Origin of the sequence: Streptomyces sp. NPDC089915, from assembly GCF_040684675.1 — a bacterium.
Lineage (GTDB): Bacteria > Actinomycetota > Actinomycetes > Streptomycetales > Streptomycetaceae > Streptomyces.
Genome location: NZ_JBFBGN010000212.1, coordinates 1 through 8,078 on the forward strand (window position 1 = coordinate 1; position 8,078 = coordinate 8,078).

Sequence of the window (8,078 nt, forward strand, 5' to 3'; positions counted from 1 at the left end):
GCTGGGCGTCCGGCCCGGCCCGGCGTCAGGGCCGTTCGGCGGCCGGCCGTTCGGTCGGCCGCCGTTCAGTCGTCCGCCGGTCGGCCGGTCGGCCGGTTCAGCAGGTGAGGGTGACCTCGTGGACGACGGGCCTGGCCGGCCAGGGGAACGAGGCCACGCCGAAGGAGGCGCGGAGGGTGGACCCGCACGGCGCGGAGGCGGCGAGGGCGCGCACCTCGACGGCCGAGGCGGTGAAGAGGACCGGCCGGTCGTGCGTAACGGGCGAGCCCCCGCCGACGACCTCCACGGACAGCGTCGTGAACAGCTGCCTGGGGGCGGGGGCCGGGCTGCCCGGGGAGGGCGGGCCTGCGAGGGCGACCGTGCCGTAGAACTCGACGGTGGTGCCGCTGACATCGGCGCACACCCTGGTGGCCAGGCCCGACTGGAGTCCGGAGCCGCCGCAGGAGGTGACGCTCTCGCCGGGGGCCGCGGCGGCGAGGGCGGGGGTGGTGGTCAGGAGGGTCAGGGCTGCGGCGCCGGCGGCCAGGACTGCTAAGCGGTTCATCGGAGTTCTCTCCAGAGTCGGGGTCCGCCGCCCGGCGGGCATCGCCGAGCGGCTCGTTATGTCATGTGATATTTCACATGGTACATAGCGGGAGAGTGAGCGGAGGATGAACCGCTTCCACCGGGGCCATGACCACTCTCCCCCTCCCCCGCCCCGCGATCGCGGCGGTACGCCGGCCCGGAGGCGTCAGGGCGTCAGGCCCGGGTCCCGGCCGCTCAGTCCGACCGTCCGGTCGAGCAGGGAGGCGTCCTCCGGTACGGGCACCACGGGCCCGAAGACGCCCTGCCCGCCCCCGGACTCCTCGGCGACCGCCAGCAGGAAGCCGTGCGAGGCCGCCAGGGCGGCGGCGTCCGGGGCGTACTCCTGGCCGGTGGCCCGGGCCAGGTCCCAGCCGTGGACGACGAGTTCGTCCGCCGCGACGGCGGCCGCGACGGCGCCGGGCAGGTCCACCCCGCCCGCGCGGGTCATCCCCGTCCAGGCGGCCGGATCCCGCCAGGCCTCGGCCAGTTCGCCGAGCGCCCTCGGAAGCCGCTCGCGCCAGTCGCCGGGCAGCGGGGGCGCCCCGCCGGGGGGCGTGTCGGTGGTCGGGCCGAGGTCCTTGCGGGCGGCGTCGCCGAAGGCCACGGCCAGGCCCGCGAGGTGGCCCAGCAGGTCGCCGACCGCGTACGCGGGGCAGGGGGTGGGCCCGGCGAGCGCGCCGTCGGGCACGCCGGAGACGAGGCGGGCCACCAGGGCCGCCTGCGGTCCGAGATCGAAGGTCGTCGTGCCGGTCATCTGGGGCTCCCTCCGGAACAAACGGGTCTGAAGGGTAGACCGGCGGCGGGGCCGGAACTCATCGGACATGCCGGGGCCGCCGTTCCGGCCACCGGGCCCCGGGCGATCAGCCCGCGCCGCCCGCGCCGCATAGGATGCGGGGCGGGCGGGGCCGTAGCGCAGAGGTCGACGCGCGCGGTCTCCAAAACCGCGAGGACACCGGTTCGAATCCGGCCGGCTCCGCCCGTCCGGCAGGTACCGGGAACCGGAGGCGGCGCTCATGGAACGGCTCCCCGGCCGGCGCCGGCTGCTCGGCGGGGCCGCCCTGTGCGCGGCGGCCCTCACCCACAGCGACAACGCGGCCGCCGGCCTCCTGCTGCGCGCGCTCGGCGGCCCGCGGGCGGTCACCCGGTTCTGCCGGTCCGTCGGCGACCGGACGACCCGGCTCGACCGCTGGGAGCCCGCGCTGAACTCGGCGGAACCCGGCCGCGCGACCGACACCTCGAGCCCGCGCGCCCTCGGCCGCACCTACACCCGTCTGCTCGTCGGGGACGCCCTCGACGCCCCGGACCGCGCCCGCCTGACCGGCTGGCTGCTGGCCGGCACCACCGGCGGCAACCGCCTGCGCGCCGGCCTGCCCGAGGGCTGGAGGATCGCGGAGAAGACCGGTACCGGCGCCTACGGCACCACCAACGACGCGGGCGTCGCCTGGCCTCCCGGCCGGGGCCCCGTCACCCTCGCGGTCCTGTCCGCCAAGCCCTCCGCGACGGCCCCGGCCGACGAGCCGCTGCTCGCCGCGGCGGCCGCGCTGGCGGCCCGGGCCCTGGCCTGAACTGCCGTACGACGAGGGCTTCATCACTCCCGGGGGGACAACGGCTCGGCGAGGCGGATCAGTTCCTCTTCGGTGAGGGTGAGCCGGGCGGCGCGGGCCGAGTCGGTGATGGAGGCCGGACGGCTGGCTCCGGGGAGGGGGATGACGGCCGGGGAGCGGGCCAGGAGCCAGGCCAGGGCGATCTGCTGCGGGCTGACGCCGCGTTCGGCCGCCACGGCGTGGAAGGCGGTGCCCGCCGACGTGGGGCCGGAGGGGCCGTCGAGGGAACTTCGGGAGATGCCGCCGAGGGGGCTCCAGGGCAGGAAGGCCAGGCCCAGTTCGGTGCTCAGGCGCAGCTGGGGTTCGCTGTCGCGGACGGCCGGTGAGTACCGGTTCTGCACGGAGGCGAGCCCGTCGCCGAGGATTCCGTGCGCCTCGCGGATCTGGGCGGTGGTGACGTTGGAGATGCCGGCGGCGCGGATCGTACCGGCGTCGAGGAGTTCGCGCAGGGCGCCGACGGACTCCGCCCAGGGGACGGACGGGTCCGGCTTGTGCAGCTGGTACAGGCCGATGGCCTCGACGCCCAGCCGTGCGGCGGAGGCCCGGGCGGCGCGCTTGAGGTGGTCGGGGGTGCCGTCGACGGTCCAACTGCCGTCCCCGGGGCGGCCGCGGCCGCCCTTCGTGGCGATGAGGACGTCCGAGGTGTCGCCTCCGTAGCGGGCCAGGGCGCGGGCGATCAGCCGTTCGTTGTGGCCCGCTTCGCCCGCGTGCCAGTGGTAGCTGTCGGCGGTGTCGATGAGGGTGACGCCGGCGTCGAGGGCGGCGTGCACGGTGGCGACGGCCCGGTCCTCGTCCGGGCGGTGCTCGATCGACAGCGGCATGGCGCCCAGGCCGACGGCGCCGACTCGGACGCCCGCGAGGGCGCGCCGGGGGTGGGGGTGGCTGTGCTGCACGGCGGGGTCCTCAGGGGGTGGGGGCGGCGAGGGTTTCGGCGACGGCGTCCGGCAGCCAGTCGGCCGTGTGGGAGAAGGTGAAACCCAGTTCCTTCGCCCTGGCGTTGCTCATGGCGTAGTGGCGGTCGAAGGAGAACGGGGACGCCGGCGCGGGCGCGGCCGTCACCCGGAAGCGGGGCTCCCGGCCGGTCCGGGCGGCCACGGCGACGGCCGCGGCGAAGGCCCGTACGTCGAGGGGGCCGTCGGAGCAGGCGTTGAGCGGACCGCTGAAGTCCGTCTCGGTGGCCGCCCATTGCAGGAGGGCGGCCAGTTCCCCGTAGTGGATGAACACCGTGGGCAGTTCCTCGGCGCGTACGGCGATCGGCTCGCCGCGCTCGACGCGCCGGGTGTAGTGCGCCAGACGGCCGGTGAACTCCTGTGCGCCGCCGCCCAGTACGTGGGCGCTGCGGACGGAGGCGAAGGTGAAGCCGCGGGCGCGGGTGAGGACGGCCTCCGCCTGCCGCTTGCCCTCGGCGTAGTGGGCCTCCCGGTACGCGGCTTCGTGCCAGGGCAGGTCCGGGGTCACCGGCCAGGCGGCCGGGTCCACGGTCTCCTCCGGCACCGGGGTGTCCGCGGGGACGGCCGGCAGCACGGTGGCGGCGGTTGCGGTGGCCGGGTCGTAGACCTCGATCGTGGAGGTCATGACGTACCGGCCGGTGCGGCCGGCGAAGACGCGGGCGGCGATCGCGGCCTGGACGGGCGTGTAGCAGACCTGGTCGACGACCACGTCGAAGGTGCGGGGGCCGAGGGCGGCCAGGAGGGCCGCCTCGTCGTCGCGGTCGACGACGAGGTGCTCCACACCGGCGGGCGGGCGGCCGGAGCCGCGGTTGATCACCGTGACCTGGTGTCCGGCGGCCGACAGCCGCTGGACCAGGAGCTTTCCGAAGTACCGGCTTCCGCCGATGACGCAGATCCTTTGCATGCCCTCACTGTGGGGGCCCGCCGTCATCAGCGGAAGTCATGCGTTTGTGGGTGGGTATTAAGGAAAACTGGTGACGGTCAGGGTCGGCGCGTGACCGGGGCCGGGGTCTTGCGGACGTGCAGGACGTGGGCGTCCAGGGGCAGTGGGCTGTGGCCGTGCAGGTGGAGGCCGGCGTCGGCGAGCAGGCGGGCGTAGTGGTCGGCGTCGCGTTCGCGGCCGCCGACGTTGCAGAGCATGTGCAGGTCCCAGGCGGTGGCCAGCGACGGGGAACCATCCGTGGGCAGGAGCCGTTCCACGATCAGCAGGTCGGCGTGGTCGGGCATCGCGCGGGCGCAGTGGCCGAGGATCTCCCGGCAGCGGTCGTCGTCCCAGTCGTGCAGGACGCGGGCGAGGACGTAGACGTCGCCTCCCGCGGGCACGTCGGCGAAATCGCCCGCCCGGTAGTCGCAGCGCGCGCCGCAGCCCGCGGCGTCGAGCAGGCGGCGGGCCGTGGCGACGGCGTGGGGGCGTTCGAGGAGGACGCCGCGCAGGTTCGGGTGGGCGGTGAGGATCTGGCGGAGCAGCTCCCCGTTGCCGCCCGCGACGTCGACGACGGTGGCGGGTGCGGACGCCCGGGCGGCGGCGGTGAGGGCCGGGTGGCCGGGGACCGGCCGGAACATGCGCGAGCTGGCGGCCATGGAACGGTCGAAGAGGTCGGCGAGTTCGGGGTCGCGGGCGAAGTGGTCGAAGTGGTTCTCGCCGAAGAGGTGGTCGAAGGCCGCCCGTCCGGTCCGTACGGAGTGGTCGAGTTCGCCGAAGGAGCGGTAGAACGGGCCGCCGTACATCAGGGCCAGGGGACGCATGGACGCGGGTGCGTCGGTGCGCAGCAGGGCGCCCAGTTCGGTGAGGCGGAATCCTTCCCCCGGGAGGTCCTCCCGGGTCACGGCGCCGAGCATGGCGAGGTAGCGCAGGAGGGTGGCGAGACCGCGGGGGTGGGTGCCGGTCAGGCGGGCGAGGTCCTCGGTGCCGCAGGCGGTGCGGGTGTCCATGGCGTCGGGCAGGCGCAGCCGGGCGAAGGAGGCGAGGGCCTGGGTGGTCCAGGCGCCGGTGAGCAGGTGGAGGAGCGTTTCGGCCGGGGGGCGGGCGGTGGTCTCGGCGGCGGGCCGGGGGTGCCCTTCGGGGTGGTTGGAGTCGTTCGGCTGGTCCGGGCGGTTCGTGTCCTCCAGGTGGGCGGCGAGGGCGTCGCGGTGGTCGCCGTGCGCGTAGAGCTCGAGGCGCCGGTAGGCGCAGGCCGCGGCGGCCGGGGTGGTGAAGTAGAGGACGGTGCCGTCCTCGTGGGGGTTGTAGCCGCCGCCGTCGGGGCGGGCTCCGTGCCGGGCGAGGACGGCGCACAGGCCGCGCAGGACCAGGGGGTCCGGGTGGTCGATCTCGAAGGCGAGGTGTGCCTCGTGTCCGTGGGCCCGCTCGTGGGCGGCGACCCGTTCCAGGCCGGAGTGCGGGGGCACGGACAGGGCGAAGACCTCGACCGCGCGGGGTTTCCCGTCGGCGCCGTGCACGCGCGGGCGCAGGATGCGCACGTCGAGTTCGTCGGGGTCGCGGCGGTGGCGGCGGGCGAGGCGCCCCCGGACGACGACGCTGGGGTGGGACGGGGTGTGGACCGTCAGCCCGCAGTCGGCGAGCCGGGCCCGCAGGGTCTCCTCGTCCGCCGGGAAGACGAGCATCCCGGCGTGGGCGAAGTGGCAGTGCCCGGCCAGCGCCCGCAGGTCCGCGCCCTCGATGCCGGGCAGGAGGAGCGGGAGGAGGGAGGCGCTGTCGTGCTCGCGGACGAACGCGGCGGCCGCGCGCAGGCGGGCCGTGTCGTCCAGCAGCATCGTTTCGTCGGAAAGGGTCGTCGTCGTCATCGTGGGGGAAGTCCTCAGGGGCCGGGTGGTGGGCAGGGCAGGGTGGGGCAGGGCGGGGCAGGGTGCGAGCGGGTGGTGGGCGGGGCCCGGGGGGAGAGAGCGGGGCCGGCGGGTCGGGGCCGGGGGCGGCTCGGTCAGACGCCGACGTAGTTCTCGGCGAACCAGTCCTGGTGGATGCGCGAGGTGCGCAGCGAGGCGATCCGGGAGCGGCGCAGGCCGGCCTGGAAGAACGATCCGGCCACCGCGTCCGCATCCGCGCCGGTGCCGGTGCCATCGCCCCCGTTGGCGTCGGCGTCGGGTGCCGCGTGCAGCAGCCGGGTCATCCACCCGGTGAACTCCTGCGCCCTCCAGATGTGGGCCAGGCACTGGTCGGAGTAGGTGCCGAGCCCGGTGGTGTCGCCCCGGGTGAGGGCGTCGGTGAGCGCCGCGGCCAGGAGCTCGGCCTCCAGGACCGCGAGGTTGGCGCCCTTCGCGGCGGCCGGGGCCAGCAGGCTCGCCGCATCGCCGGCGAGGAGGAGCGAGCCGTGCCGCAGCGGCTCGATCACCTCGCAGGTCAGGTCGAAGAGGCCGCGTTCCAGCAACGGGCCCCGGTGGAGCGGTCCGTGGTCCTCCGCCCGCATCCGTACGTCGAGCTCGTCCCAGACCCGCTGGTCGGACCAGGCGTCGGCGGCGGTGCCGCGCCGCCACTGGAGGTAGTAGCGGGTCACCTCCGGGGTGCGGGCCATGTGCCCGGCGAAGCCCCGCTCGTGGAGGGCGTAGCCGACGGCGTCGAGGCTCGGCGGGGCTTCGGCCAGGAGGCCGAGCCAGGTCACGCCGTGGTCGTGGTGGTGGCGGACCGCACCCGGGGGCAGGGAGCGGCGGGCCGCCCCGTACCGTCCGTCGCAGCCTGCTACGTAGCGGGCGGTCCAGCGGCTGGGGCGGCCGTCGGGCTCGCGCGCCGTGACGGACGGCCGGGTGCCGTCGGCGTCGTGGACGGCGAGGGCCTGGGTGTCGAAGCGGATGCGCCCGCCGCGGTCGAGGTAGTGGCCCAGGAGGTCCGTGACCAGGTTCTGCTGCGGGTAGACGTAGTGCTGTTCGCGCTGGCCGAGGAGGCCGTAGTCCAGACGGAACCGTCCCTCCCGGGTGCGGAACTCGCAGGTGCCGTGCCGGCGGCCGTGCCGGTGGAGGCCGTCGGCGAGGCCGTGCCGTTCCAGGATCCGCGCGGTGTTGGGGGCGAGGAACCCTGCGCGGGCCCGGTTCTCGACGTGGGAACGGGAGGCGCGTTCGAGGATGACGCAGTCGATGCCCGCGGTGAGCAGGAGGTTCCCGAGGAGCAGCCCGGCCGGGCCGGCGCCGAGGACGACCACGTCGACTGGTGCGCGTAAAGCGCGAGTTGTCTGGCTTTCCGTCATAGCGGGTGAAGCATAAGCACGCGAAGATCAGCGAACCTACGCGAGCCATCCCTTAGCGGGAATAGAGTGACAATCACCCTGGACGCCCCCGGCCCGTGACTCCGGGCCCGATGCCGGAGCCCCAGGGCCTGTCGGTAGCGTGCGCCGGGCGTGCGGTTGCGCCACGCGCTCCCGCGTACCCACTCTGAGCACCGGGGATGCCGGGTCAACGGCCGGCAGCCGGGGTGTCGGGGCCGCCGGTCCGGGCGACGCGGGAGGGAGATGGGGTCAGCCGGCCCGACGTCGGCTCCGCTTCCGCCGTGCCGTCCGCGGCCTCGCCGACGGGGGCGGGTACGGGGACGGGGACGCGGACAGCCGGGATTCGGACCTGGACGACCTTCCCGGACGGGACGCGGAACGCAGCCAGCCGGCCTCCGGCCTCACCGACCAGGAAACCCACGATCAGCAGGCCGCGCCCACCCTCCGCGTCGGCGCCGACGTCCGCGGCGGCCGCCGGATCCACACACGGCAGGACCGGGTCCCCGTCGGCGACGTCCAGCCACAGCCGGCCGCCACGGAGGGCCACGGTGACGCGCACACCGCACTCCGCGCTCCCGGCATGCCGGACGGCGTTGGAGAGCAGCTCCGTGGCAACGAGCAACAGCGCCTCCGCGCGCTCCGGGGCCACGTCCCAGCCCCGGGGCGCGCGACGCATGGCCGTCCGCAGAGATCGGAAGAGCGGCGGGTTGGGAAAGAGTGTTTGTCCGGGTGTGTATATATCGGTGGTGGGCGGATCATTAAAACGA

Annotated in this window: 7 protein-coding genes, 1 tRNA gene and 1 pseudogene; 2 read left to right on the forward strand and 7 right to left on the reverse strand. The window is 75.4% G+C overall.

Features of this window, described 5'->3' with window-relative positions:
- Positions 1-97: 97 nt before the first annotated feature.
- Positions 98-544 carry a hypothetical protein gene (locus AB0O29_RS33235; RefSeq protein WP_365159356.1) on the reverse strand — a complete coding sequence of 149 codons (447 nt, stop codon included), beginning with the start codon at positions 542-544 and terminating at the stop codon, positions 98-100.
- 186 nt (positions 545-730) lie between these two features.
- The gene (locus AB0O29_RS33240; RefSeq protein WP_365159359.1) at positions 731-1,318 is read right to left on the reverse strand and encodes a TIGR03086 family metal-binding protein; all 588 of its coding nucleotides are present in this window, start codon (positions 1,316-1,318) and stop codon (positions 731-733) included.
- A 147-nt stretch (positions 1,319-1,465) separates the two neighbouring features.
- On the opposite strand from AB0O29_RS33240, the gene AB0O29_RS33245 reads away from it, so the two are divergent.
- Positions 1,466-1,540, forward strand: a tRNA-Trp gene (locus AB0O29_RS33245).
- Positions 1,541-1,574: 34 nt separating this feature from the next.
- A pseudogene (gene bla / locus AB0O29_RS33250) lies at positions 1,575-2,129 on the forward strand (class A beta-lactamase); the annotation flags it as partial.
- 23 nt (positions 2,130-2,152) lie between these two features.
- Here bla and AB0O29_RS33255 read toward each other — a convergent pair.
- The 5 genes from AB0O29_RS33255 to AB0O29_RS33275 form a co-directional block, all read right to left on the reverse strand.
- Complete coding sequence (locus AB0O29_RS33255; RefSeq protein WP_365159362.1) at positions 2,153-3,061, reverse strand: aldo/keto reductase; 909 nt, start codon at positions 3,059-3,061, stop codon at positions 2,153-2,155.
- Between the two features lie 10 nt (positions 3,062-3,071).
- A complete protein-coding gene (locus tag AB0O29_RS33260) occupies positions 3,072-4,022 on the reverse strand; it encodes an NAD-dependent epimerase/dehydratase family protein (RefSeq protein WP_365159365.1) in 951 nt (316 codons plus the stop codon).
- Positions 4,023-4,099: 77 nt separating this feature from the next.
- Positions 4,100-5,902 carry a methyltransferase gene (locus AB0O29_RS33265; protein ID WP_365159367.1) on the reverse strand — a complete coding sequence of 601 codons (1,803 nt, stop codon included), beginning with the start codon at positions 5,900-5,902 and terminating at the stop codon, positions 4,100-4,102.
- Positions 5,903-6,036: 134 nt separating this feature from the next.
- Positions 6,037-7,248 carry a 4-hydroxybenzoate 3-monooxygenase gene (locus AB0O29_RS33270; RefSeq protein WP_365159370.1) on the reverse strand — a complete coding sequence of 404 codons (1,212 nt, stop codon included), beginning with the start codon at positions 7,246-7,248 and terminating at the stop codon, positions 6,037-6,039.
- Between the two features lie 250 nt (positions 7,249-7,498).
- Positions 7,499-8,050: an ATP-binding protein gene (locus tag AB0O29_RS33275; protein ID WP_365159372.1), complete on the reverse strand. Its 552-nt coding sequence runs from the start codon at positions 8,048-8,050 to the stop codon at positions 7,499-7,501.
- Positions 8,051-8,078 lie beyond the last annotated feature (28 nt).

What these genes read in the sequence shown, in the direction of transcription:
- AB0O29_RS33235 (WP_365159356.1), bottom strand. Translation starts at nt 544, where the DNA reads ATGAACCGCTTAGCAGTCCTGGCCGCCGGCGCCGCAGCCCTGACCCTC.
- AB0O29_RS33240 (WP_365159359.1), bottom strand. Translation starts at nt 1,318, where the DNA reads ATGACCGGCACGACGACCTTCGATCTCGGACCGCAGGCGGCCCTGGTG.
- AB0O29_RS33260 (WP_365159365.1), bottom strand. Translation starts at nt 4,022, where the DNA reads ATGCAAAGGATCTGCGTCATCGGCGGAAGCCGGTACTTCGGAAAGCTC.
- AB0O29_RS33265 (WP_365159367.1), bottom strand. Translation starts at nt 5,902, where the DNA reads ATGACGACGACGACCCTTTCCGACGAAACGATGCTGCTGGACGACACG.